The organism is Cyanobium sp. Cruz-8D1 (assembly GCF_024345975.1).
Classification (GTDB): domain Bacteria; phylum Cyanobacteriota; class Cyanobacteriia; order PCC-6307; family Cyanobiaceae; genus Cyanobium.
Genome location: NZ_JAGQCD010000002.1, coordinates 110002 through 134225 on the forward strand (window position 1 = coordinate 110002; position 24224 = coordinate 134225).

Consider the following 24224-nt stretch of genomic DNA (forward strand, 5'->3'; position numbering starts at 1 on the left):
GGCTCAAAGCCCCCAAAAACCAGTGGTGGCGACGGTTTGTCGGCTGGTCTGCACCTGCACGAGCGCGGCGGCCCCATCGGCACGCCGGCGGGCGTCCGCCTCGTCGTCGCCGCGGGCCAGGGCCACCCCCAGGCGCCGCCAGGGCCGGACGTCGGGTTTGCCGAAGATCAGCACCTGGGTGTCCGGCACCGCCAGGGCCTGCTCCAGCCCCAGATAGCTGGGTGTGCCGGCCCCGCCGGGGGCGTCCGGTCCGGCCAGGATCACCCGGGAGGCCGCCGCTCCGAGGCTGCGGATCTCCGGGATCGGCAGTCCCAGCACCGCCCGCAGGTGCAGCTCGAACTCGCTCAGGTTCTGGCCCACCAGCGTCACCAGGCCGGTGTCGTGGGGCCGGGGCGAGAGCTCGGAGAACACCACCTCCTCGGCACCGGGTTCACCGCAGAGGAAGAACTCCACCCCGAACAGGCCGGCGCCGCCCAGGTCGTCGGTGACGGCCTTCGCCATCGCCTGGGCCGCCGCCAGCTGCTCCTCCCCCAGCCGGGCGGGCTGCCAGCTGCACTGGTAGTCGCCCCGCTCCTGGATGTGGCCGATCGGCGGGCAGAACAGGGTGGGCCCCTGCCACTGGCGCACCGTCAGCAGGGTGATCTCCAGGCTGAAACGCAGGAACTCCTCCACAATCACCCGGGCGCCGGTCCCCCGGGCGCCGGCCAAGGCCCCGTCCCAGGCGGCTTCGATGTCGTCGGGGCCGTGCACCACGCTCTGCCCCTTGCCGGAGGAGCTCATCACCGGCTTCACCACCACGGGCCAGCCCAGGGGGGACGCCGCCGCCGCCAGTTCGGCGGCGCTCTCGGCATAGGCGAAGCGGGCGGTGCGCAGCCCCAGACCCTGGGCGGCCAGGTCGCGGATGCGGTCGCGGTTCATGGTCACCGCCGTGGCCCGGGCGGTGGGAATCACGGTGAGGCCCTCCGCCTCCAGCTCCGCCAGGGCATCCACCGCCAGGGCCTCGATCTCCGGGATCACCACGTCGGGGCGATGGCGCCGCACCACCGCCTTGAGGGCCTCGGGGTCGGCCATGGCCACCACCTCGCTCACCTGCGCCACCGCCATCGCCGGGGCCTCGGCATAACGGTCGACGGCGATCACCCGGCAACCCAGCCGCTGGGCGGCGATGGCCACCTCCTTGCCGAGTTCGCCGCTGCCCAGCAGCATCACCGTTCGCGGGAAAGGGGAAGGGCCTGGTGCCATGGCAGGGAAGCAGATCGGGCGATCCTGACGCGGCGCGCGCCCTTTCCCCTAACGTGCCGCGATGCCCGTGGCTCTCCTCCCCCCTCTTCCTGGCGTGGGCCCCCTAGCCTTCAGCACCGTCGGCGATGCAGCCAACGGGCTGCTGCCCTTCGGCTGGGATGTGGCCGGTTTCCAGAAATGGACGCTGATCTACCTGGGCGTCTCGTCCCTGGCCTTCGTGGTGGTGTGGCTGGTGGGCTACGTCCGTCGCTGAGCGGCCCTGCCGCCGTCCCGCAGGGGGGCGGTGATCAATGTTTGGGCTCATCCAGCAGGGTGAGCTGGCTCTCGGCTGATTCCTCACTCACAAACCCGTAGGCCCCGAACACGGCGGGATCGGGGTGGGTGATGCGCTGCCCCTCCGGGTGGCGTTCCACCTTGAAGCCCTCGCCGGCCATGCGGCGCATCAGAGCTGCGGCCTCCTCAAACCGTGCCGCCATGGCCTCCAGGCTGGCGCAGTCGGCGGTGAGGCCCGTTTCCTTCCAGGTGAAAAACGCCATGGCCCGGGGTGCGACGGATCGGTCGGCGGGGGGTCGCCGCGAGCGACGACAGGGGAGGCTGCTCAGGGCAGCAGCACCAATCCCACCAACACCAGTATCAGGCTGACGCCCCAAAGGCCGAGCACCACGCTCTGTTCCGGCAGTCCCCCCAGCTCGAAATGGTGGTGCAGCGGCGCCATGCGGAACAGCCGCCGCCCCTGGCCGTCGGCGCCCTTGGTGGCCTTGAACACCCCCACCTGCAGGATCACCGAGAGGGATTCGGCCAGGAACACCCCCCCCATCAGCAGCAGGGGCCAGAGGCTGTCGCTGAGCAGCGCCACCGACGAGAGGGCGGCCCCCATGGCCAGGGAGCCCGTGTCACCCATGAACAGCCGGGCCGGGTGGCGGTTCTGGCTCAGGAAGCCCAGCCAGCAGCCCGCCATCGCCGTGCAGAAGGCGGCCAGCACCGGATCGCCCCCGTGGCCCCGCAGCATCAGCTGCAGCCCCATGCCGGTGAACACAATGGCGCCACAGCCGGCGGCCAGGCCATCGAGGCCATCGGTGAGGTTGGTGGCGTTGCTCTCGGCCAGGAACACGAACAGGGCCAGCGGCCAGATCAGCAACCCGAGGGTGAGCACCCGGCCGAAGGGCAGACCCAGATCGCCGGGCACGCCGCCCCCCAGCCAGCCGCCCTGGTGGGCCCAGACCAGGAAGGCCACCGCGGCCAGGGCCTGGAGCAGGAGCTTGCCCCGGGGGCTCAGGCCGGTGTTGGTGCGGCGGGTGAGGCTGCGCCAGTCGTCGACGGCGCCGATGGCCATGTAGGCCAGGGTGATCCCCGCCAGCGCCAGCAGGCGGGGATCCTGCGGGCTGATCAGCCCCCCCACCAGCACCCCAACGGGCACCACCAGCAGACCTCCCATCGTGGGTGTGCCCGCCTTGCTGTGGTGGGCCTGGGGACCCTCGTCGCGGATGACCTGGCCCAGCCTCAGGGCCCGCAGCCGGGGCACCCCCAGGGCCGCCACCCCCGCGCTGACCAGGGCCGCCACCACCAGCGGCAGGGTCAGCATGGAGTTGGCCACGAAAGTATCGCTGGCCAGGCAGGCGGCCAGCAGGATCAGGGCGAGCAGGGCCGCAGGCGTGCGGCCGTCGCGGGAGGCCATCGGAGGGGCTGCAGGGTGGTGACGGAGCGGACCGTCAGTCCTCCCAGTCTTCCTCGGAGGGCTCGTCGGCCGGGCTGTAATCCTCCTTCTCGCCCATCAGCGCCGACAGCTCCTCCTCTTCCACCGTGCTCACATCGGTGCTGGCCGTTTCCTCGTCGGCCACCAGGCGGCCGCTCGCCTCCAGCAGGCTCAGCAGGTCGGGCTCATCCCGCAACGGCAGCACCGGCGCCGGCTCGTTGCGCCGGTAGCGGGTCAGGGAGGGATTGATCGTATCGAGAATGCTCATGCCGTCATGCTAGGTCGTCAAGGACCGACTCATCACCCTACCGCGTTACCCATGACCATCCCCAAATGACAACCGCCAAGATCCTGGACGTGGGCCGTCTCTGGTCGGCGGCCCTCGTGCTCAGCACCCTGCTGGCCGCGGCCGCCGTCCGCTGGCCCCGGCCCCTGCCGATCCTGCCGGCAGTGGTGGCCGCCCTGGTGCTCGGGCCGCCCCTGCTGCTGGCCCTGGTGGTTCTGCTCCGCTGGCGCCTGCCGGCGGCGGACCAGGGGGGAGAATGCCCCCAGGCGACAGAATCGGTCGCCACAGCGCAGGAGCGTCACTGATGGCGGAGATGGGGCAGCAGGTGGCGGGCGGTGCGCCGCCTACAGGTACGCCGCGCGCCGAGAAGGTGGTGCTCGCCTACTCCGGCGGGGTCGACACCAGCGTCTGCATCCCCTACCTGCTGCGGGAGTGGGGCGTGAAGGAGGTGATCACCTTCGCCGCCGACCTGGGGCAGGGCGATGAACTCGAGCCGATCCGGCTCAAGGCCCTGGCGGCCGGCGCCAGCCGCTCCCTGGTCGACGACCTGATCGATCCGTTCATCCGCGAGTTCGCCTTCCCGGCCATCCGCGCCAATGCCCTCTACGAGGGCCGTTATCCCCTCTCCACGGCCCTGGCCCGCCCCCTGATCGCCCGCCGCCTCGTCGAGGTGGCCCGGGAGGTGGGGGCCGATGCGGTGGCCCACGGTTGCACCGGCAAGGGCAACGATCAGGTGCGCTTCGATGTCGCCATCGGTGCCCTGGCCCCCGACCTCAAGGTGCTGGCGCCGGCGCGGGAATGGGGCATGAGCCGCCAGGAGACGATCGCCTACGGCGAGCGCTGTGACATCCCGGCGCCGGTGAGCAAGAAGTCCCCCTATTCGATCGACCTCAACCTGCTGGGCCGCAGCATTGAGGCCGGCCCCCTGGAGGATCCGATGGTGGAGCCGCCCGAAGAGGTCTTCGCCATGACCCGGTCCGTGGCGGACGCCCCGGCCGAGGGGCAGGTGGTGGAGATCACCTTCGAGCAGGGCAATCCGGTGGCGATCGAGGGCGAGCGCCTCGATCCGGTGGCCCTGATCCGGCGGGCCAACGCCCTGGCGGGGGCCCATGGCTTCGGCCGCCTCGACATGATCGAGAACCGGGTGGTGGGCATCAAGAGCCGGGAGATCTACGAAACCCCTGGCCTGTTGCTGCTGATCCGCGCCCACCAGGAGCTCGAAAGCCTCACCCTGGCCGCCGATGTGCTCCGCTACAAGCGCCAGATCGAGATGAGCTGGGCGGACCTGGTGTATCAGGGCCTCTGGTTCGGCCCCCTCAAGGACGCTCTTGACGGCTTTCTTGATCGCACCCAGGCCACGGTGAATGGCCTGGTGCGGATCCGGCTGCAGAAGGGCAGCGCCACGGTGGTGGGGCGCTCCAGCGCCAGCGACAGCCTCTATGTGCCCGACATGGCCACCTACGGGGCCGAGGACCTGTTCGATCACCGCGCCGCCGAGGGCTTCATCTACGTCTGGGGAATGCCTACGCGGTTATGGGCCGCCCGTCGTCGTGGCGACTGATCTTCCGGGTTGTTCCATCGGCCTCCGGCCTGCCCAGCCGCAGGGCCCGCTTCATGGCCTGGCCCCAACCCTCCTTCCTGGCCACCGTGGGCAGCAGCAGGGGCTGGGGGCGTCCTGAGCCGGGGGGCGGGAGGTCGGCGGTCGGATTGAGGCTGTAGAGCCGTTCCCGCAGGGCCCGGTTGTCGTCGAGAAGATGCTTCTGGTGTTCCAGCACCGTGGCCAGGCGTTGCTGGAACTTGCGCTCGAAGATCTCGGGCAGGTCTTCGAGCATTTCGTGCAGGGCCTTGAGCTCATCCCGGGCGGCCGCCAGCTCCATCTCGAGCTGCTGGGCATCAGGACCGGTGGTCGTGATAGCAAGGCCGGACGGACCCGGCCCTGCCGCCCGTGGGGCCTGGGGAGGGGCCGGTGGCTGGTCCGGGGCGAGGAGAGTGGGTTCGGCGTCGATCGCGTCCCTGGGGCTGGAAACCGTTTCACCGCCAGCAGCAACCACCTCGCCGAAGCTGAAGCTGGCGGGTGGTTCCTGCGCCTGGCCGGGTGTCAGCACGCTCGGCATCGATGGCGCCTGGTTGGCGGGCCAACCGGAGGGGGTGTAAGCCGGCTGGGCCGGCACCGCACGGGAGGGATTCTTCCCGTCCGAATTGGCGACCTCCTTGTCCGTCGCAGTCATCGCCTACCACCCATTGGGCGGACTTTAGGCCCAGTGCTCAGCGATGAACAAGCGGGATTCAGACCGCCGCCGGTTCGGTGGGAGCCACGTCCACGGCAGCGCCGGGGACGCCGCGGGGGGGAGGCATCGGGCCGTCCTGGATCACGGTCAGATAGCGGATCACGTCTTCGGAGAGACGCATGGCCCGCTCAAGCACAGCCACTTGCTGGCCGTTGCCACTGTGGTTGAGCTGCACGTAGATGCCTTCGCGATGCTTGGCGATCGAATAGGCCAGCCGGCGCTTGCCGCGCATCTGGGTGTCGAGCACTTCGGCGCCGGCCTCAATCACGAGGTCGCGGTACTTGGCGACGTGGGTCTCGACTTCTTCCTCCGGGATGTCCGGCCGGAGGATGTACATGGTTTCGTAATAGGGCTGCGTCATGGTCGCCTGTGGAGGGGCTGAGGGGCACGGAGCCCGTCAGCGACGGATTCAAGAACCTATCGCAGCACCGACGGCTGCTTGTGCAGGGGGGATCAGTAGAGCTGCATCCGCACCGCTTCGGAGACGGTGGGGATGTCGGCTTCCTTGCCCCGCAGGCTCTGGATCACCGAGAACAGCACCAGCAGCAGGGTGCCGAGGAAGATCGTGTTCGAGAGGGTGCGAATCGCGAAGCCGGCGCCGAGGGGAGAGAGCACCGTGTCGAAGGCCAGGCTGAGCAGCACCAGCACGATGTCGATCAGGATCGCCTGCAGCACGTTGAAGCGGATCGGGTAGGGCACCTTGGGGTTGCGCACCACCAGCAGGAACAGCACCAGGAACAGCACCAGCCCGCCAAAGGGAACGGCCCGTTCCAGCAGCACCAGGGGCAGAGCCGGCAGGGCGACCCACTGCAGCAGCGGGAACATGTCGAACAGGGCTTGCCCGAAACGCAGGGCGTCACTCAGGGGCAGCAGGTAGGCCAGGGCTCCCAGCAGCCTCTGCCAGATCGGAGGACCTTCCATGGGAGCTTCAGGGACAGTCGGGACAGTTCCCGCAGGCTAGGGGCCCTCCAGTCTGGCCAGAGCCGCGGTCCGCATGGCGATGACCGGCATCTCCTCGAGCCCGCTCCAGAGCCGCAGGGCGGCGGCCCCCTGTTGCACCAGCATCTCCAGGCCATCGATGCTGCGGCAGCCCTGCTCCTGGGCCAGACGCAACAGGGCCGTGGGTCTGGGGGTGTAGATGAGGTCGTAGACGGTGGCCGCCGGCGACAGCGCCGCGATCTGGTCGGGGCGCAGGGGTGAGCGTTCCACGGCGGTGGGATCACGGCTTGAGGCCATGCCCACCGGCGTCGTGTTCACGACCAGATCGGCACTCGCCAGGGCGGCATCCAGGGGATCCGGTGCGCCGGCCGTGTCGGCCCCCCAGGCCAGGGGCACCAGGCCGGGGGCCCAGTCGGCGCAGGAGCGGATGAAGGTGCCCAGCCGGGTGCTGTCGCGGCCCGCCACCCGGATGCGTTCCAGCCCCAGGTCCACCAGACCCGCCACCACGGCCCGGGCGCTGCCGCCACAGCCCAGCACCAGGGCTTCGCGGGCCGTGAGCGCCTGCAGGGGGGCCAGGAACCCTTCCACATCGGTGTTGGTGCCAAGCCAGCCCCCGCCCTCGCGCCGCACCAGGGTGTTCACGGCCCCCAGCCGCCGGGCCAGCGGCGTCAGCTCGTCCGCCAGTTCGGCAGCGGCCTGCTTGTGGGGCAGGGTGACGTTGAGGCCGCGGCAGTCGATCGCCGCCAGGGCCCGCAGCACCACGGCCAGGTCCGCCGCCGCCACCGGCAGGGCCAGGTAGGCCCAGTCGAGGCCCAGCGCGGCGATGGCCGCGTTGTGCATCGCCGGTGAGAGGGAATGGCGCACCGGATCCCCCAGTACCCCCACCAGGGCGGTGCCGCCACCGATCGCCGGTGCTGTCGGGGGGGTCACCATGGGTTCGCGCGAGCCGCTGCCGCCCGACCGTAGATCCGCCGGATCCCAGGCTCCGACAGGCCGCCGGCCCTGCACCGGTACGGCATCGGTTCGGGAACCACACCTCGCCTGGGTCAACCCCTGATGCGGAAGATGGCTGAAGCCAGACATTCATCCACACCAGGAGGTGGTTATCCATGGGCAAGGTCGTCGGTATTGACCTCGGCACCACGAACAGTTGCGTCGCCGTGATGGAGGGCGGCAAGCCCACGGTGATCGCCAACGCCGAGGGTTTCCGCACGACGCCCTCGGTGGTCGCCTACACCAAGAACCAGGACAAGCTGGTGGGGCAGATCGCCAAACGCCAGGCGGTCATGAACCCGGAGAACACCTTTTATTCCGTCAAGCGTTTCATCGGCCGCCGGGTCGATGAGGTGAACGAGGAATCGAAGGAAGTGAGCTACGGCGTCGAGAAGGCCGGCTCCAATGTCAAGATCAAGTGCCCGGTGCTCAGCAAGCAGTTCGCCCCCGAGGAGATCTCGGCCGAAGTGCTGCGCAAGCTGGCCGAGGACGCCGGCAAGTATCTGGGTGAGACCGTCACCCAGGCGGTGATCACCGTCCCCGCCTACTTCAACGACTCCCAGCGCCAGGCCACCAAGGACGCCGGCAAGATCGCCGGCCTTGAGGTGCTGCGCATCATCAACGAGCCCACCGCGGCAGCCCTTGCCTACGGCCTGGATCGTAAGAGTAATGAGCGCATCCTGGTGTTCGACCTCGGCGGCGGCACCTTCGACGTCTCCGTGCTGGAAGTGGGCGATGGCGTCTTTGAGGTGCTTTCCACCAGTGGCGACACCCACCTGGGTGGCGACGACTTCGACAAGGTGATCGTTGATTACCTGGCCGACAACTTCAAGAGCAACGAAGGCATCGATCTGCGCCAGGACAAGCAGGCCCTGCAGCGCCTCACCGAGGCGGCCGAGAAGGCCAAGATCGAACTCTCCAGTGCCACCCAGGCCGAGATCAATCTGCCTTTCATCACCGCCACCCCGGAAGGCCCCAAGCACCTCGACCTCACCCTCACCCGGGCCAAATTCGAGGAGCTCGCCTCCAAGCTGATCGACCGTTGCCGGGTGCCGGTGGAGCAGGCCCTCAAGGACGCCAAGCTCTCCACCAGCGAGCTCGACGAGATCGTGATGGTGGGTGGTTCCACCCGCATCCCCGCGGTGCTGGAGCTGGTCAAGCGGATCACCAACAAGACCCCCAACCAGACGGTCAACCCGGATGAGGTGGTGGCCGTGGGTGCCGCCATTCAGGGCGGTGTGCTCGCCGGCGAGGTCAAGGACATCCTGCTGCTCGACGTCACCCCGCTCTCCTTGGGCGTGGAGACCCTCGGTGGCGTGATGACCAAGATGATCACCCGCAACACCACGATCCCCACCAAGAAGTCGGAGGTGTATTCCACCGCCGTCGACGGTCAGACGAACGTGGAGATCCACGTGCTCCAGGGCGAGCGTGAGATGGCCTCCGACAACAAGTCGCTCGGCACCTTCCGCCTCGATGGCATCCCCGCGGCCCCCCGCGGCGTGCCCCAGATCGAAGTCACCTTCGACATCGACGCCAACGGTATCTTGAGCGTCACCGCCAAGGACAAGGGCAGCGGCAAGGAGCAGAGCATCTCCATCACCGGGGCCTCCACCCTCAGCGACAACGAAGTCGACAAGATGGTGAAGGACGCCGAAGCCAACGCCACCGCCGACAAGGAGAAGCGCGAGAAGATCGACCTGAAGAACCAGGGCGAGACCCTCATCTACCAGGCTGAGAAGCAGCTGGGCGAACTGGGCGACAAGGTGGGCGCCGAGGACAAGGCCAAGGTGGAGGGCTTCTCCGCCGACCTCAAGGAAGCCCTTGAGAAGGACGACAGCCCGGCCATCAAGGCCAGCCTCGAGCAGCTCCAGCAGGCCCTCTATGCCGCCGGTGCCTCCGTGTACCAGCAGGCCGGGGCCGAGGCTGCTTCCGCCGGCGCTGCCCCTGGCGGCAACGGCACTGGCGCTGCCGCCGATGACGTCATCGACGCCGAGTTCACCGAGAGCAAGTGATCCCCGGGCCGCTCGGCCCGGATCCTGCCGCACCAAGCCCCCCTCGGGGGGCTTTTTCATGGGCCGCCGCTGCTTTTCGGCGCGGCACGGTGCGTCAGGCCCTAGGACGCCCGGCTTCGATCCGTTCGGCCACCCAGGCGGCGCTGGCCGGCGCCAGCAGCACCCCATTGCGGTAGTGGCCAGCGGCCAGCAGCAGCCCCGGCGCCGGCTGCTCCAGCAGGGGCGCCGGCTGGCCCACCGGTCGCGGCCGCAGGCCCTGCCAGTGGTGCACCACCTGTGCCTTTTGCAACCATGCCGGTGCCGCCCCCCCCAGCTGGCGCAGCTGGACCAGCTCGTCTGGGTCGGCCCTGCTGCCCGGTTCCAGGGTCGCCCCCAGCCACAGCCGCCGGCCGCCCTCCAGGTCGGGACGGGGCACCAGATTGAGGCCCCGCCACACCACCGTCCCAGGCCAGTTGCAGGGGAGGGGGGCTTCCAGTTCCAGCTCCAGGGCCTGGCCCAGCACGGGCTCCAGCGCCCAGCGGTCGCGCTCGATGCCGGGGACACTCTCCAGCAGGACGCCGGCGGCGGTTCCCGCGGCCAGCACCACCCAGGCCGCCTGCTCGGCGCCGCCGCCGGCCAGCGCCACCCGCCAGCCGCCCCGCTCGGGCTCGAGGGCGACAGCCGCCTCCGCCCGCAGCGCCAGGCCCCGCCGCCTGCCGTCCGCCGCCAGGGCGGCCAGGGCGGCACCGGGGTCGAGCTGCCCATCACGGCCGCAGTGGAGCCCTACCAGGGTGGGTTGGGGCAGGGTCGGCTGGAGCGGCTCCAGACGCTGCCGGTCCCAGAGCTCCAGGGGCAGACCCAGGGCCCGTTTGCGCGCCCCCAGCGCCGTCAGGCGTTCCTCTTCGGCGCCAGCGGCGGCCAGCAGCAGCACGCCGGCCCGGTAGGGGAGCGGATGCCCCCGCTGGGCCAGCTCACGGCGCCACTGGCTCCAGAGCTCCAGGCTGCGCTGTCGCAGCTCCCAGGCCCTGCCCCGGTCGCGGTGGAAGCTGTCGGCCATCAGCACGCCGAGGGCGGCGCGGCTGCCGCTGCGCTCGAGGCCCCCCGGGTCGTGATCCTCTGTGCCAGCGCCGGCCAAGTCGGGATCGAGCAGCAGCACCTGGTGGCCCCGGCACTGGAGCCACCAGGCGCAGGCCAGTCCAACGATCCCTGCCCCCACCACAATCACGGTGGCGGAGCCGGACGTAGGCGGCGTCCCTAGGGCCCCAGCTTCAGGCGTCGGAGTCGCTGCTGGAAGCGGGCTGGGGAGCCGGGGTGGAGGCCGACGGGGCCGGGGGCACGGCGTTCGGCACCTTGGCTTCAGCGGCGAAAGCTTCGGCCATGGCGACGGCCTCGGCCGGGATCACCTCGGCGTAGGCGCTGAAGCCTGTGGCCACTTTGATGTAGTCCTTGCGGAGGTTCTCGCCGTCCTGCAGACGGGCGGCCTCGTCGAGCTTGGCCAGGGAGGCCTTGAGCTTGGTGGCCCGCTTGCCGGCCTCGGCCCGGTCGGCCGGCAGCAGGCGCTGGTTGATGTAGAGCATCTGGCGACCCAGGTCCTGCATCGGACCGTGGATCAGGTTGCGGGTGAACACCCAGTTGCGGTCGTTGACCAGATCAGCCAGTTCGGGCAGGCGCTCCTTCGAGGCCAGGAACCCTTCGGCCTGGCGGGCGATCAGGGTCATGTCGGCTGGGCTGATCGTTGGAGGCTTGCGGGTCTGATCGCCCGAGCAGGCCACCAGAGAAACGCTGAGCACCAGGGCCACGGCGAGCAGGCCAAGGCGGCGCAGGCCAGCCATCAGGGAGATGGGCGCGGAAATCGACGCGACGGCCATGGGACGGTGCTGTGACGTGGCTGGCGCCGTGACTTTACCGGCCCGGCTGCGCCACCATGACGGTTCTGTCGGCTCCGATCCGGAAGCATCGATGCGTTCCCCCACGGCGATCCTGCAGCTGATCTGCCCCGATCGGCCAGGGCTGGTGAGCGAACTCTCGGGCTGGGTGGCCGCCAACGGCGGCAACATCCTCCACGCCGATCACCACACCGATGCGGGCGCAGGGCTGTTCCTGAGCCGGATCGAATGGGCTCTGGAGGGCTTCGGTCTGCCCTGCGAGGCCATCGTTCCGGCCGTGGCCGCCCTGGCGGGTCGTCTCGGCGGCGAGGGCCAGGTGCACTTCTCCGATGTCCTGCCCCGGGTGGCGATCTTCGCCAGCCGCCAGGACCATTGCCTGGTGGACCTGCTCTGGCGCACCCGCTCCGGGGAACTGCCGATGCAGGTGCCCCTGGTGGTGTCCAACCACCCGGATCTGGCAACGCTGGCGGCTGATTTCGGCGCCCGCTTCGTGCATCTGCCGATCACGGCGGCCTCCCGGGCGGAGGTGGAGCAGGACCAGCTGGCCCTGCTGGAGGAAGTAGGGATCGAGCTGGTGGTGCTGGCCAAGTACATGCAGGTGCTCAGCCCCGCCTTCCTGGCCCGCTTCTCCCAGGTGATCAACATCCACCACTCTTTTTTGCCTGCCTTCCAGGGGGCCCAGCCTTACCACCGCGCCTGGGATCGAGGGGTCAAGCTCATCGGCGCCACGGCCCACTTCGTCACCGAGGAGCTGGATGGGGGCCCGATCATCGAGCAGGCCACCATGCATGTCGGCCACCGTGACGAGGTGGAGGACCTGATCCGCAAGGGTCGTGACACCGAACGCCTGGCTCTGGCCAGGGCGGTGCGCCTGTTTCTGCGTCGCCAGGTGATGGTCTATCGCGGCCGAACCGCTGTGTTTGATTGAGCCGTGCCATGGGACCCGCCGCTGCTCCGGTGATCCGTTTCTCCGCCCTCGACGACCGCCTGCAGGCGTCTCGCCCGGCCGCCGCCACACCGCTGGGCTGGGGTTGTTTCCAGCTGGGGCTGTTCCTGCTGGCCAGTAGTGCCTTTCTCGGTGGCCTGGCCCTGCTGCTGGCCCTGATCCTCGGCAGCCGCAGCCGCCGTCCGGTTCTGGCCGATCGGGCCAATGCCGTGCTCCTGGTGGCGGCGGTGCTGATGGTGCTCGGCTGCTTCCGGGCCGCCAGCAATGGGCTGGCCTGGCTGGGGATGGGTAACTGGCTGCCCTTCTTCTGGGGTTTCTGGGGCTTCCAGGTGTATCTCGGCACCCCCGCCGCCCGCCGCCGGGTGGCGCTGGTCCTGGTGGCGGGAACGGTGCCGGTGATCCTCACGGGATTGGGCCAGCTCTGGTGGGGCTGGAGCGGACCCTTTCAGTGGCTGGGGGGTCTGATCATCTGGCACATCAAGGCCGGGGGCAATCCGCCGCAGCGGCTGGCGGGCCTGTTCGACTACGCCAACATCGCCGGGGCCTGGATGGTCCTGGCCTGGCCCTTCACCCTGGCGGCCCTGCTTGAAGCCCGCCAGGGCTGGCGGCGCCGGGGGGTGGTGCTGGTGATCGCCGCCAGCCTGGTGGCGGCGGTGTTCCTCACCGATTCCCGCAATGCCTGGGGGGGCCTGCTGCTGGCGGTGCCGCTGGTGGCGGGACCGGGCAGCTGGGTGTGGCTGCTGCCGGTGCTGCTGGTGGTGCTGGCGGTGATCGGTCTGGCCACCCTGCCCTGGGTGCCCCTGGGCCTGCAGGAGCTGGCCCGCCAGCTGGTGCCCGAAGCGATCTGGGGCCGGCTGATCGACCTTGAGCACGGCGGCCAGCGTCCGCTGGCGATCACCCGCCTGGCCCAGTGGCAGGTGGCCGTGGGGCTGATCGTCGAACGGCCCTGGCTGGGTTGGGGGGCGGCCGCCTTCAGCATCATTTACCCGATGCGTACCGGCGTCTGGCACGGCCACCCCCACAACCTGCCGATCGATCTGGCCTTGAGCCACGGGGTGCCGGTCGCCGTGCTCATCGTGGGGTTGGTGCTGTGGCTGCTGGGCCGGGCCGGCTGGCTGGGCATGGCCGGAGGCGGCCTGTTCGATCGAGCCTGGTGGGCCGCGACCCTGGTGCTGGTGGCGCTGCATGCCACTGACATTCCTCTTTATGACAGCCGCGTCAATGTGGCGGGCTGGGTGCTTCTGGCGGGTCTGCGCTGCTATCGCCAGCCAGCGCCTCCTGCCGATGCCTGAACAGGGTGGCCGGCGGCAGGGGCCCCTCCAGATGGGTCCAGGGCAGCACCCGCTGCTCATCCCAGGTGGCGTGGACCACCTCCTCCCAGGGGGGCGGCATCGGTAGGGGGAACGGCAGATCCGTGGGCGCCGCCACCTCCCCGGCCCGCGCCGCCCGGTAGGCCTTCTTCCAGCCGCCCTGGCTGTCGTGCTGGCCCCGCGCCGCGGCGATCACCGGCGCCAGGCGGCGGTCGCTGCGGGACAGCAGGGCCTGGATGACGCTCCAGCCGTAGCTCTCCGGTCGCAGCTCGATGCCCTTCGGCTGCAGGCGCCGCGCCAGCCGCTGCAGGCGTTTCTCCGCCTCCGGGCGCACCCCCTGCCACTGGAAGGGGGTGTGGGCCTTGGGCACGAAGGTGCTCACCCCCAGGCTGAGCCGTAGACCCGGGGTGGCTGTCTTCAGGGCCAGCAGCAGGTCGGCGGTGGCTTCGATGTCGGCGTCGTCTTCGCTGGGCAGGCCGGCCATGCCATAGAGCTTCAGGCCGCTGAGGCCACCTTCTTTGGCGTAGCGGGCCGCCGCGAAGATCTCCTCGCCGCTCAGCTTCTTGTTCACCACCCGGCGCATCCGTTCGCTGCCGCTTTCGATCGCGATCGTGAGCGACTTGCTCCCCCGCCGGGCCAGGATCCGCCCCAGCTGTGGGGTCACGGTGGCGGCCCGCACCGAGCTGACGCTCACCCGGGTGCCTTCGAAACGGTCCTGATCGAGCCAGCTGAGCAGGTCGTCAAACTGGGGGTGCTGGGTCACCGAGGCCCCGAGCAGGCCAAGCCGCTGCGTCACCGCCAGCCCGGTTTCCACCGCCGGGATCAGGCCGTCGTCGAGGGAGGCGGTGCGGAAGGGCAGGGTCAGGTAGCTGGCCAGGCAGAAGCGACAGAGCTCCGGGCAGCTGCGGGCCACCTCCACCATGTGGATCGACGGCCAGGCCGCCTGCGGCGTGATCACCGTGGAATGGCTCAGGGTGTTGCCGCGCCAGGTCTGCTTGGCGATGGTCGCCGGCAGGTCCGGCTCGATCGGCTCCACCGCCAGCAGGGCTCCTTCGCCGTTGTAGCGGGGGGCGTACAGCGCCGGCACGTAGACCCCGGGAACCCTGGCCAGGAGGCGCAGGCGCTCGGAACGGGGCAGGGCGCGCCCGGCCTCGAGCGCGTCGATGAAGGCGGGCAGCAGCAGCTCGCCGTCGCCGAGCAGCACCACGTCGAAGAAGGGAGCCAGGGGTTCGGGGTTGGCGGTGAGCACCGGCCCGCCGCCGAACACGATCGGGTCGTCCTCACCCCGCTGGTGACTCCAGAGCGGAATTCCCTGGCGCTCCAGCAGGTCGAGCAGCACCGGACCGTCCAGCTCCCAGCTGAGCGAGAGGCCGAACAGGTCGCAGTGGCGGTGCGGCGGGTCCCCCTGGTCGGTGAACAGCCGGCGCACATCGAGGTCGCCGCGGCGCGCCAGGCTGGCCCACACCACCTGATACCCCAGGCTGGTGATCCCCACCGAATAGCTGCTCGGAAAAGCAAGCACGGTGCGCAGCGCATCGGTTGCCGGCCGGGCTGGCTCAAACAGCAGGGTTTCCTGATTCAGGAGGGCGTCAGGGAGGGGAGTTCCAGCGTGTCACTTTGGACGACCAGGCGTCGCTTACTTAGGGTGGATGGCTTTACAACGCCCTTTCGATGCCCACCCTGCCAAGTTCCGTCGAGATCATCCTCGGGATCCTGGTGCTGTTCGGCGGCGGGGAGCTGTTTGTGGCTGGTTCCGTCGCCCTGTCCCTGCTGCTGGGCATTCCCCAGCTGGTGATCGGTCTGACGGTCGTTTCGCTGGGTACCAGTGCCCCGGAACTGTTCGTGAGCCTCATCTCCACATTCAACGGCGATGCCGACCTGGCCGTCAGCAACGTGGTGGGCAGCAACATCTTCAACATCCTGGTGGTGCTGGGCGCCAGCGCCGCCATCGTTCCTTTGCGCGTCAGGAGCCGCCTGGTGCGCAGGGATATGCCGCTGCTGCTGGGCATTTCCATGGCCGTGTGGGGGATGGCCTCCGCGGGCCGCGTCACCTGGCAGGCCGGGGTGGCGTTGCTGTTCGCGCTGGTGGCCAACGTCGTCTGGGAGATGCGCACCGCCTCGGAGGATTCTGAGGAGGCCGAAGAAGACATCGAAGAGGAACGGGCCACCCCGCTGGTGGCTGGCCTGAAGCTGGCCGCCGGCCTCGTCCTGCTGGTTTTGGGCTCGCAGCTGCTGGTGAAGGGGGCCACCACGGCCGCTGTGGCCCTGGGGGTGAGCCAGACGGTGATCGGCCTGACGATCGTGGCGGCCGGCACGTCCATGCCCGAGCTCGTCACCTCACTGGTGGCCGCCTACCGGGGCCGGGCCGATCTGGCCATTGGCAACGTGGTGGGCAGCAACCTGCTCAACCTTGTGCTGATCCTGGGCCTCTGCGCCGTGGCCTCCGGCGGCCGGGGGCTGGCGGTGGACCCGGTGATGGTGAGCCGCGACCTGCCGATCATGGTGGCCACCACCCTGGCCTGTCTGCCGATCTTCTGGACCAACGGGTCGATCTCCCGCGTCGAGGGCTGGTTGCTGCTGGGGCTCTACGGGCTCTATCTGGTGGAGCAGGTCCTGTCCGCCACCGCAGGAGGCGAGAGCGTCGACAACACCTACCGGTTCGTGGTGCTGGTGGCGGTGCTGCCCTTGCTGCTGGTGTTCCTGGTCTGGCAGGTGCTGCGCTGGAAGCAGCAGCGCAAGCTGCTGGCCGTTCAGGGCGGCGAATAGGAACGGGAGCTGTCGGGGCTGCCGGATCTCGGCCCCGGCCTTGATCCTGAGAGCTGTCGTCTGGCGCTGGCACGGCTCTGTGCCGATGCCGATGTGAGGGCGGTGCTGGTTTTCGGATCGAGGGCCCGGAGCGAGGCGCGTCCTGATTCCGACCTCGACCTGGCGGTGATCGTGCACCGACCCCAGCTCACCCCCGCCGAGAAGGCCGCCTGCTGGCAGCGCTTTCGCCAGGCCCTCGGGCCCCTCGGTGTGCGGGTCGACCTGGTGGTGGCCGGCGTCGCCGACGCCGAACGGTTGAGTGGCTCGCGCTGGCACGTGTTCGGCGATGTGGCCCGCGAGGGCAAGGTGCTCTATGTCGCCGGCTGAGGACGCGGCCCTGCTGCTGGCGATCGTGCGCCGCCATCTGCGCACCTTGCGCATCGGGCTCGATCCCGAGTATCCGGTGGAGGACTGGGGCTTCACTGGGCAGCAGGTGGTGGAGAAGCTGCTCAAGGCCTGGATCGTGCTGAGCGATCGCCGGCCTCCCCGGGTGCACGAACTGAGCGACCTGGCCTCTGTGGCAGGTCAGCCCCTGGAGCCCCGGCTGGCGGCGCTGCAGGAGTTCGCCGTGGAGGCCCGCTACGGGGAAGGGCCCTTCCCCCTGCCGGCCGAGCGATCGGAGCTGCTGGCTCTGCTGGTGACGGAGCTGGAACGCTGCGAGCGGGCTGTGGCAGGGCTCGGTTGATCGGTCAAGCCCGTGGGCGACCGGCGTTCAGCGCTTCGGAGTGAAGCTGGGTGGAGCTTCGTGCTCAAGTTTTTCCGTCCGAACCGGCCCCAATGCGGCGAGATTGGGTTCAACCACTCCCTGGATGGAGCGCTGACGGATGGCCAGCTTGGCCAAGGCAGCAGGGAGTTGCTCCGGTTCTGCCTAAGTCGATGGGGTGTCGTGGCGCTGAAAGGTGAACTCAGGCCATGTCAAGTGTTTGACGGCGTTGTCCTCAGGGCAACTCGAACTTATGCTTCCCACGGCGGAAGATTTTGGACTTAGATGGTTCTGGCCAAGAAGCATTCGAAGGATCGAGGAGATCAAGCTGGAAGACCCTTTTTGGGATCCCCTATAGCCCTTGATGCTCAGCTCGCAAGCATGCTCGTCGACATCGTTTGAGCAAGGCTGTGTAGGTCGACGAGCATTGACCGCATATCATCTCCACCTTCAAAGCAGGGCATGGAAGGGACGACGCCCTAAATCTTCAGCTGATCTCCTGGCAGATCTGGTGGGTTGTTGCGTAGGTGGGCCAGCTGATCTATATTGAAAGCTTGCCTAAACCAAGTGCACTTGCATGAATTGGCTAATTAAAGAAATCTATTCGACAGGTAAGGTGCATGATTCGGGAGGGCTAGATGTTGATCTTGCTGACTGCATCGATCCCCGCGAAGGGGAATTCCTCATTAAAGTTATACACGAAAATCCGCATATCAAAAGAACCCTAGAGATAGGCTGTGCTTATGGATTATCCGCCCTCCATATCTGCAATGCCGTTGATGGTCGGGAGGGAGCAATCCATACGATTATTGATCCATTTCAACACACGCAATGGCGCGGAATCGGAATAGGCAACCTTGCAAAGGCCGGTTTTCATAGCTGGGAGCTCATTGAAAAAAGAAGTGAGCATGTCTTGCCTGAACTTGATGCAAGCAATGCAACGAAGTATGATCTGATACTTATTGATGGCTGGCACACATTTGATCATACGATTGTTGACACCTTCTATGCCACTAGGCTGCTGAATGAAGGCGGTATCCTGGTTGTTGATGACGTTAATTTCCCCGCTGTTCGTTCTGTTATTAATCATCTGCTCACCTATCCCTGTTATCGTCTGATTGGTTCCGTGAATCGGCCGCGCCCTCTCTCAAGGCGTCAACATCTTTTGCGTACCCTAGTCTCCTTGCTCCCAAAAGAGAAGCGTGAGCTCTTCTTGTCCTCCTATGTGTGTCAACTTGTTGATTCGCGGGAAACACAGTCGTTGATGGTCGCGTTGAAGAAGGTTACTTCCGACGAGCGCGGTTGGGATTGGCATGAACCATTCGCCTAGTGCGGTTCGACGAACCCACCGCCTGACGAAACAGAGACCGACTACCTTTTGTGGGCAGCAGTTAAGGCGCCGTGTCAAGGGTCGGTCTGTGAACGATCTCTTTAGGGACGCGACACTTTGAACAATGCCATTCACCGGAGCCGCCACCTTAAGAATTCCTACACCGGGTAAAAGTTCGGTGCCCCGGTGATGGCAAGCGACAGGCGGCACAAACGGAGATTCCATGCGAATTCCACAGGGCTTCAGTACCGTCACTCCGTACTTCTTCGTGGAAGGTGCTGACCACTTTCTTCAATTCCTCGCCGAGGCATTTGGTGGTGTCGAGATTGGCCGCCACATGAACGGTGAGCGTATCGCGATCGCACATGTGCGGCTTGGAACATCAGCTGTCATGGTCAGTGCGGCATCAGCAGTGTTTCCTGCCATGCCGGCTTCTTACTACCTGTATGTCGAGAACGCTGATGAGGCGATGTTGAAGGCCATTGCTGCGGGGAGTGTAAAGATCATGGATGTAGCGACCATGCCATACAACGACAGGCAGGCCGGCATCTGAGACCAGTTCGGAAATCTGTGGTGGTTGTCGGAGCGCCTGACAGATGATCCGTCCTGAAGGGCTGGCTGTGCGCATCACCTTGCGGCACTGCCCACCCATTCATTGCATAGGCGGTAAGAAACGTTCCCGGGAGCAAACCAGGTAGGGTTTGCCTTGGCCCCGAGCAAAGGACCGATGCGTGCTCCCCTCGCCTTTGCTGTTTCTGGCCTTCTGGCCATCAGCCTCCCGGCTGGGGTTGGACTGGCCCAGAGCGCGATCGAGAGTCAGAGAGGGTCACGTTTCGTGCCGGAGCTGATTCCACCCTGCTGAAGGGCCAGCTCAAGGGCGACCAGACCGTCGATTACAAGCTTCGGGCCGGCGCCGGTCAGACCCTGAGCGTGGAACTCAAGGGTTCCAACCCGCAGAACGACTTCAATGTGATGGCGGCCGGGACCGACACCGCCCTGTTCATCGGCAGCAGCTCCGGCAATCGCTTCCGTGGGCCCTTGCCCAGCGATGGCGATGTCAGGGTGAGGGTGTTTCTGATGCGGCCGGCGGCGCGCCGCAACGAAACGAGCACCTACAGCCTCAAGGTGGGGATCGGCGGTGCTCCCCTTGCCCCCGTGCCCGCGTCCCGCGATGCGCTGATCCCAGGCACGCCGTTCCACGCCTCTGCGGAGGTGCCCTGTGGGTCCGTGAACAGCGCCAAGGCCACCAGCTGCAAGGCCTCCGTGATCCGACGGGCCTACAACAGTGCCACGGTGGTGGTGATGAACCCCGAGGGTCAGAAACGCCAGTTCCTGTTCGTGAAGGGCAAGGCTGTTGCTTCTGATCAGCCCGAAACGCTCTCGGTGCAGCGGCGCGGCGATGTGTCGGTGCTGCTGCTTGGGGAGAACTTCGAGCGCTATGAAATCGTCGACGCCCTCGTGGTGGGGGGCTGAGGTCCCAGCCCGTGGTGAGGGATGGCGCCGTGAATGGCACGTTTTAGCTCTGGCCGCCAAAGCAGCCCTGGAGGGCCTGCTCCAGCGCCGCGCCTGGGTGACGTTGTCGACACGCAGCAAGACCGCTGACGGTGTCGAGCTGGCGGAGATCATTCCCGTTGGTTCGACACTGCCGATCAACCTGTGCCTGGTGCAAGTCGGCTTGGCGGCGCTGGATCGCCAGGCCGCGAGCCCGTGCAACCAGGAGATCTACAGAGAGGCGGAGTTGAGAGTCCGTACCATGCAATTTGGACTCTGGAGGCCATCGCCGGGAATTCGATCGAGGCAGCCCTGACCCATTCGCTCCCTGGACCCACGCACGGCGCGGGCTCGCCATCTCAGACCTCCGCCAGCACCTTCGCCTCCTCCTCCACGCTCACCACCCTCCCGGCATCCTCGAAGCCGTCGATCTGGTCGAAGTTGAGGTAGCGGTAGAGCTGGTCCGAGAGGGGATCGATCCTGGCCGCCGCGATCTCCAGATACTCGGCCGGGGTGGGGATGCGGCCCAGCAGGGCGCACACCGCCGCCAGTTCGGCGCTGCCCAGGTACACCTGGGCGCCGTTGCCGAGGCGGTTGTTGAAGTTGCGGGTGCTGGTGGAGAACACGGTGGTGTTGTCCTCGACCCGGGCCTGGTTGCCCATGCACAGGGAGCAGCCGGGCAGCTCCATGCGGGCGCCGGCGGTCTCGAACTTGGCGGTGTAGCCCTCGGCGCGCAGCACCTCGTCGTCCATGCGGGTGGGTGGGCAGACCCATAGCCGGGCGGCGCTGGTGCCGGCCCCATCCAGCACCGTGGCGGCGGCGCGGTAGTGGCCGATGTTGGTCATGCAGGAGCCGATGAACACCTCATCGATCCGGTCGCCCGCCACCTCGCTCAGCACCTTGACGTTGTCGGGGTCGTTGGGGCAGGCCAGGATCGGTTCGCTCAGGCTGTCCAGGTTGATGTCGATCACGGCGGCGTACTCGGCGTCGGCATCGGCCTCCATCAGCACCGGATCGGCCAGCCAGGCCTCCATCGCCTTGATCCGCCGCGCCATGGTGCGGGCATCGCTGTAACCCCGCGCGATCATGTTCTTGAGCAGCGCCACATTGCTGCGCAGGTATTCGCTCACCGTCTCGACGCTCAGCTTGATCGTGCTGCCGGCGCAGGAGCGTTCGGCGGTCGCATCCGTCAACTCAAACGCCTGCTCCAGCTTCAGATCGGGGAGTCCTTCGATCTCCATGATGCGGCCGCTGAAGATGTTCTTCTTGCCGGCCTTCTCCACCGTCAGCAGGCCCTGCTGGATGGCCACGTAGGGAATGGCGTTGACCACGTCCCGCAGGGTGACGCCGGGTTGCAGGGAGCCGGAGAAGCGCACCAGCACCGATTCGGGCATGTCGAGGGGCATGGCGCCGATGGCGGCGGCGAAGGCCACCAGGCCGGAGCCGGCCGGGAAAGAGATACCGAGGGGGAAGCGGGTGTGGCTGTCACCGCCGGTGCCCACGGTGTCCGGCAGGAGCATGCGGTTGAGCCAGCTGTGGATGATGCCGTCGCCGGGGCGCAGGGCGACGCCACCGCGGGAGCTGATGAAGTCGGGCAGCTCGGCGTGGGTCTTGAGGTCGACAGGTTTGGGGTAGGCGGCGGTGTGGCAGAAGCTCTGCATCACCAGATCGGCGGAGAAGCCCAGGCAGGCCAGCTCCTTCATCTCGTCGCGGGTCATCGGCCCGGTGGTGTCCTGGCTGCCGACGCTGGTCATCAGCGGTTCGCAGCTCGTGCCGGGGCGCACGCCCGCCAGGCCGCAGGCCTTGCCCACCATCTTCTGGGCCAGGGTGAAGCCCTTGCCGGTGTCGCTGGGGGCCACCGGCCGGATGAAGGCCTCCGAGGCGGGAAGGCCCAGTTGCAGCCGCACCTTGTCGGTGAGCGAGCGGCCGATCAGCAGGGGGATGCGGCCGCCGGCCCGCACTTCGTCGGCGATGGTGCTGGGCTTGAGCTCGAAGCGGGCGACCACCTCCCCGGCACCTGGCTCGCCGGCGGCCCGCTCGATCGTGCCGGCGTGGGGCCGGATCGTGATCACGTCGCCGCTGTTCAGTGCGCTCACGTCGCACTCGATCGGCAGGGCGCCGGAATCCTCAGCGGTGTTGAAGAAGATCGGCGCGATCTTGCTGCCCAGCACCACCCCGCCGCTGCGCTTGTTGGGCACGTGGGGGATGTCGGTGCCGATGTGCCACAGCACCGAATTGATGGCGGATTTGCGGGAGCTGCCCGTTCCCACCACATCGCCCACGTAGGCGAGCGGATGGCCCTTGGCCTTCAGCTCAGCGATCAGGGCCAGCCCTTCGGGCATCCGCGTCTCCAGCATCGCCAGGGCGTGCAGGGGGATATCGGGACGGGTGGTGGCGTGGGTGGCCGGGGAGAGGTCGTCGGTGTTGGTCTCCCCCGTCACCTTGAACACCGTGACGGTGATAGCCTCCGGCAGGGGGGCACGGGCGTGGAACCATTCGGCCGCCGCCCAGCTGTCCACCACCTGGCGGGCCAGGGGGTTGGTTTCGGCCAGCTCCAGAACATCGTGGAAGGCGTCGTAGACGAGAAGCGTGCGGCTCAGTCCCCGGGCGGCTTCGGCAGCGATGGCGGCCTCCGGGCAAGAGAGCAGGGCGATCAGGGCGCCGACGTTGTAGCCGCCGATCATGGTGGCCAGGAGTCCGGTGGCCTCCAGGGCGCTCACCAGGGGGCTCGCTGCGCTGCCCTGGGCCACGGCGCTGAGCCAGCCGGCCTTCACGTAGGCGGCCTCATCCACCCCCGGCGGGATGCGTTCGCCCAGCAGGTGCAGCAGAAACGCTTCCTCCCCGGCGGGTGGGTGCTCCAGCAGCTGGGTGAGGGCCTGGGCCTCGGGTGCCGTGAGCGGCAGGGGCGGCACGCCGAGGGCTTCACGGGCGGCGGCGGCCTCGCGGTAGCTGGGGAGCAGGTCGGCGGGCGAGAGGGACATGGGGGAGTGGGTCCGGGTCGTACCCCCGGCTGGCATGGGCATGGCCCCCATTGTTCTTCCCCGCGGGGCCGCCCTCTGGTGACGACGGCTGCAGAAGTCGCCGAAGGCGTCAGTGCCGTCAGTTCGTAGGCTGGAGGGCCTGACCAATCTCCGCCGGCCGCAGCGCATGATCCCCACCTCCGATCTCCACGTGGTGGAAACCCGGCCGCTGGTGCCGCCGGCGCTTCTGCATGCGGAGTTGCCCCTGTCCGAGCAGGCCGCCCGCACGGTGCAGCAGGCGCGCGAACGGATCAAGGCCATCCTGCACGCCGGTGACCAGCGGGTGCTGGTGATCGTCGGCCCCTGTTCGGTCCACGACGTGGCCGCCGCCCGCGAGTACGCCGGCGCCATCGCCCAGGCCCAGCGCCGCCACCGGGGCGAGCTGGAGATCGTGATGCGGGTCTACTTCGAGAAGCCCCGCACCACCGTGGGCTGGAAGGGAATGATCAACGACCCCCACCTCGACGGCAGCTACGACATCAACACCGGCCTGCGCCGCGCCCGTTCCCTGTTGCTGCACCTGGCGGAGCTGGGCCTGCCGGCGGCCACCGAGGTGCTCGATCCGGTGGTGCCCCAGTACCTCGCCGATCTGATCAGCTGGACCGCCATCGGCGCCCGCACCACCGAAAGCCAGACCCACCGCGAGATGGCCTCGGGCCTGTCGATGCCGATCGGCTTCAAGAACGGCACCGACGGCAGCGCCGCCACCGCCATCAATGCCATGGAGGCGGCCGCGAGGCCGCACCATTTCCTGGGCATCAACAAGGAAGGCCAGGCCGCGATCGTCTCCACCACCGGCAACCCGGATGGCCACCTGGTGCTGCGGGGGGGCAAGAGCGGCACGAACTACCACCCAGAGGCCGTCGAGGCCGCGGCGGCCCTGCTGGCCCGCGACGGCCTGCCGGCCCGGCTGATGGTGGATTGCAGCCACGGCAACTCCAACAAGGACTACCGCCGCCAGGGCGAGGTGCTGCGCCAGGTCGCCGACCAGGTGCGCCAGGGTTCTGTCCATGTGATGGGGGTGATGCTGGAGAGCCATCTGGTGGAAGGAAACCAGAAGATCTCCGCCGATCTTGCCTCCCTCACCTACGGCCAGAGCATCACCGATGCCTGCATCGATCTGGACACCACCCTGGATCTGCTGGTCGAACTCGCCGAGGCCGTCCAACAGGCCCAGGCCCGCAGTCTGGCCCTGGCCTGAGGGGTTCATCAGCACTCTGAAGCTGTGAGTGCTGATTCGATCGTCTGCAACAGACTGTTCTTGGTGAACAGTTAACTGGTCCGCCCTGGGTACGTTT

At 68.0% G+C, this 24224-nt stretch carries 25 protein-coding genes and 1 pseudogene; 13 read left to right on the plus strand and 13 right to left on the minus strand.

The genetic code is table 11. The features are described from left to right. Nucleotides 1-3: 3 nt before the first annotated feature. A complete protein-coding gene (gene purT, locus KBZ33_RS02025) occupies nucleotides 4-1242 on the minus strand; it encodes a formate-dependent phosphoribosylglycinamide formyltransferase (RefSeq protein ID WP_254950046.1) in 1239 nt (412 codons plus the stop codon). Between the two features lie 61 nt (nucleotides 1243-1303). Between purT and KBZ33_RS02030 the strand changes: the two genes are divergently transcribed. Beyond that, nucleotides 1304-1495 (plus strand): 5'-phosphoribosylglycinamide transformylase, encoded by a 192-nt coding sequence (locus tag KBZ33_RS02030; protein WP_254950045.1) that lies wholly within the window; start codon nucleotides 1304-1306, stop codon nucleotides 1493-1495. 34 nt (nucleotides 1496-1529) lie between these two features. Here the strand turns inward: KBZ33_RS02030 and KBZ33_RS02035 are convergent, their stop codons facing one another. The 3 genes from KBZ33_RS02035 to KBZ33_RS02045 all read right to left on the minus strand — a co-directional run bounded on the left by KBZ33_RS02035 (nucleotide 1530) and on the right by KBZ33_RS02045 (nucleotide 3203). After that, complete coding sequence (locus KBZ33_RS02035) at nucleotides 1530-1778, minus strand: hypothetical protein (protein WP_254950043.1); 249 nt, start codon at nucleotides 1776-1778, stop codon at nucleotides 1530-1532. Nucleotides 1779-1840: 62 nt separating this feature from the next. After that, nucleotides 1841-2917, minus strand: coding sequence for a phospho-N-acetylmuramoyl-pentapeptide-transferase (mraY, locus tag KBZ33_RS02040; protein ID WP_254950041.1), 1077 nt, complete (start codon nucleotides 2915-2917; stop codon nucleotides 1841-1843). 34 nt (nucleotides 2918-2951) lie between these two features. Then, nucleotides 2952-3203, minus strand: coding sequence for a DUF3134 family protein (locus tag KBZ33_RS02045; protein ID WP_216907275.1), 252 nt, complete (start codon nucleotides 3201-3203; stop codon nucleotides 2952-2954). A gap of 65 nt (nucleotides 3204-3268) precedes the next feature. On the opposite strand from KBZ33_RS02045, the gene KBZ33_RS02050 reads away from it, so the two are divergent. Next, complete coding sequence (locus KBZ33_RS02050) at nucleotides 3269-3526, plus strand: hypothetical protein (protein WP_254950039.1); 258 nt, start codon at nucleotides 3269-3271, stop codon at nucleotides 3524-3526. An 8-nt stretch (nucleotides 3527-3534) separates the two neighbouring features. Beyond that, complete coding sequence (locus KBZ33_RS02055; protein WP_254950221.1) at nucleotides 3535-4782, plus strand: argininosuccinate synthase; 1248 nt, start codon at nucleotides 3535-3537, stop codon at nucleotides 4780-4782. On the opposite strand, the gene KBZ33_RS02060 is transcribed toward KBZ33_RS02055, so the two are convergent. From KBZ33_RS02060 to KBZ33_RS02075, 4 genes are all read right to left on the minus strand, one after another. After that, nucleotides 4745-5449 (minus strand): hypothetical protein, encoded by a 705-nt coding sequence (locus KBZ33_RS02060; RefSeq protein WP_254950037.1) that lies wholly within the window; start codon nucleotides 5447-5449, stop codon nucleotides 4745-4747. The two genes, KBZ33_RS02055 and KBZ33_RS02060, sit on opposite strands and share 38 nt — an antisense overlap. Before the next feature lie 58 nt (nucleotides 5450-5507). After that, on the minus strand, nucleotides 5508-5870 hold the full coding sequence (gene rpsF / locus KBZ33_RS02065) for a 30S ribosomal protein S6 (protein ID WP_254950035.1): 363 nt from the start codon (nucleotides 5868-5870) through the stop codon (nucleotides 5508-5510). 92 nt (nucleotides 5871-5962) lie between these two features. After that, a complete protein-coding gene (locus KBZ33_RS02070; protein ID WP_254950033.1) occupies nucleotides 5963-6430 on the minus strand; it encodes a Tic20 family protein in 468 nt (155 codons plus the stop codon). A gap of 36 nt (nucleotides 6431-6466) precedes the next feature. After that, nucleotides 6467-7381, minus strand: coding sequence for a shikimate dehydrogenase (locus KBZ33_RS02075; protein WP_254950030.1), 915 nt, complete (start codon nucleotides 7379-7381; stop codon nucleotides 6467-6469). Nucleotides 7382-7557: 176 nt separating this feature from the next. Here KBZ33_RS02075 and dnaK point away from each other — a divergent pair, with 176 nt between their 5' ends. Then, the gene (gene dnaK / locus KBZ33_RS02080) at nucleotides 7558-9456 is read left to right on the plus strand and encodes a molecular chaperone DnaK (protein ID WP_254950028.1); all 1899 of its coding nucleotides are present in this window, start codon (nucleotides 7558-7560) and stop codon (nucleotides 9454-9456) included. Nucleotides 9457-9550: 94 nt separating this feature from the next. Here dnaK and KBZ33_RS02085 read toward each other — a convergent pair whose 3' ends face one another. Together KBZ33_RS02085 and psbQ are read right to left on the minus strand one after the other, a co-directional pair. Then, nucleotides 9551-10651, minus strand: coding sequence for an FAD-binding oxidoreductase (locus KBZ33_RS02085; protein ID WP_254950026.1), 1101 nt, complete (start codon nucleotides 10649-10651; stop codon nucleotides 9551-9553). Between the two features lie 163 nt (nucleotides 10652-10814). Further along, nucleotides 10815-11270 (minus strand): annotated as a pseudogene (gene psbQ / locus KBZ33_RS02090) (photosystem II protein PsbQ); the annotation flags it as partial. Between the two features lie 124 nt (nucleotides 11271-11394). On the opposite strand from psbQ, the gene purU reads away from it, so the two are divergent. Beyond that, entirely contained in the window at nucleotides 11395-12249 is an 855-nt protein-coding gene (purU, locus tag KBZ33_RS02095) for a formyltetrahydrofolate deformylase (protein ID WP_254950024.1), read from the plus strand. Between the two features lie 8 nt (nucleotides 12250-12257). Beyond that, nucleotides 12258-13559: an O-antigen ligase gene (locus KBZ33_RS02100; RefSeq protein ID WP_254950022.1), complete on the plus strand. Its 1302-nt coding sequence runs from the start codon at nucleotides 12258-12260 to the stop codon at nucleotides 13557-13559. Here the strand turns inward: KBZ33_RS02100 and KBZ33_RS02105 are convergent. Further along, the gene (locus KBZ33_RS02105) at nucleotides 13486-15099 is read right to left on the minus strand and encodes a radical SAM protein (protein WP_254950020.1); all 1614 of its coding nucleotides are present in this window, start codon (nucleotides 15097-15099) and stop codon (nucleotides 13486-13488) included. The genes KBZ33_RS02100 and KBZ33_RS02105 overlap by 74 nt on opposite strands. 149 nt (nucleotides 15100-15248) lie before the next feature. Between KBZ33_RS02105 and KBZ33_RS02110 the strand changes: the two genes are divergently transcribed. From KBZ33_RS02110 to KBZ33_RS02120, 3 genes are all read left to right on the plus strand, one after another. Beyond that, nucleotides 15249-16343 (plus strand): calcium/sodium antiporter, encoded by a 1095-nt coding sequence (locus tag KBZ33_RS02110; RefSeq protein ID WP_254950018.1) that lies wholly within the window; start codon nucleotides 15249-15251, stop codon nucleotides 16341-16343. Between the two features lie 66 nt (nucleotides 16344-16409). After that, nucleotides 16410-16709, plus strand: a complete 300-nt coding sequence (locus KBZ33_RS02115; RefSeq protein ID WP_254950220.1) for a nucleotidyltransferase family protein — start codon at nucleotides 16410-16412, stop codon at nucleotides 16707-16709. Further along, entirely contained in the window at nucleotides 16696-17067 is a 372-nt protein-coding gene (locus KBZ33_RS02120; RefSeq protein WP_254950016.1) for a HEPN domain-containing protein, read from the plus strand. The genes KBZ33_RS02115 and KBZ33_RS02120 overlap by 14 nt, the downstream gene beginning before the upstream one ends. A gap of 27 nt (nucleotides 17068-17094) precedes the next feature. On the opposite strand, the gene KBZ33_RS02125 is transcribed toward KBZ33_RS02120, so the two are convergent. Further along, nucleotides 17095-17223 carry a hypothetical protein gene (locus KBZ33_RS02125; protein WP_254950014.1) on the minus strand — a complete coding sequence of 43 codons (129 nt, stop codon included), beginning with the start codon at nucleotides 17221-17223 and terminating at the stop codon, nucleotides 17095-17097. Between the two features lie 439 nt (nucleotides 17224-17662). Here KBZ33_RS02125 and KBZ33_RS02130 point away from each other — a divergent pair, with 439 nt between their 5' ends. The 3 genes from KBZ33_RS02130 to KBZ33_RS02140 all read left to right on the plus strand — a co-directional run bounded on the left by KBZ33_RS02130 (nucleotide 17663) and on the right by KBZ33_RS02140 (nucleotide 19888). Further along, entirely contained in the window at nucleotides 17663-18415 is a 753-nt protein-coding gene (locus KBZ33_RS02130; protein WP_254950012.1) for an O-methyltransferase, read from the plus strand. 223 nt (nucleotides 18416-18638) lie between these two features. Then, a complete protein-coding gene (locus KBZ33_RS02135; RefSeq protein ID WP_254950010.1) occupies nucleotides 18639-18968 on the plus strand; it encodes a hypothetical protein in 330 nt (109 codons plus the stop codon). Between the two features lie 377 nt (nucleotides 18969-19345). Further along, nucleotides 19346-19888 carry a hypothetical protein gene (locus KBZ33_RS02140; protein ID WP_254950008.1) on the plus strand — a complete coding sequence of 181 codons (543 nt, stop codon included), beginning with the start codon at nucleotides 19346-19348 and terminating at the stop codon, nucleotides 19886-19888. Nucleotides 19889-20265: 377 nt separating this feature from the next. On the opposite strand, the gene acnB is transcribed toward KBZ33_RS02140, so the two are convergent. Further along, on the minus strand, nucleotides 20266-22887 hold the full coding sequence (gene acnB, locus KBZ33_RS02145) for a bifunctional aconitate hydratase 2/2-methylisocitrate dehydratase (protein ID WP_254950006.1): 2622 nt from the start codon (nucleotides 22885-22887) through the stop codon (nucleotides 20266-20268). Nucleotides 22888-23053: 166 nt separating this feature from the next. On the opposite strand from acnB, the gene KBZ33_RS02150 reads away from it, so the two are divergent. Further along, nucleotides 23054-24127: a 3-deoxy-7-phosphoheptulonate synthase gene (locus KBZ33_RS02150; RefSeq protein WP_254950004.1), complete on the plus strand. Its 1074-nt coding sequence runs from the start codon at nucleotides 23054-23056 to the stop codon at nucleotides 24125-24127. Nucleotides 24128-24224: the final 97 nt, after the last annotated feature.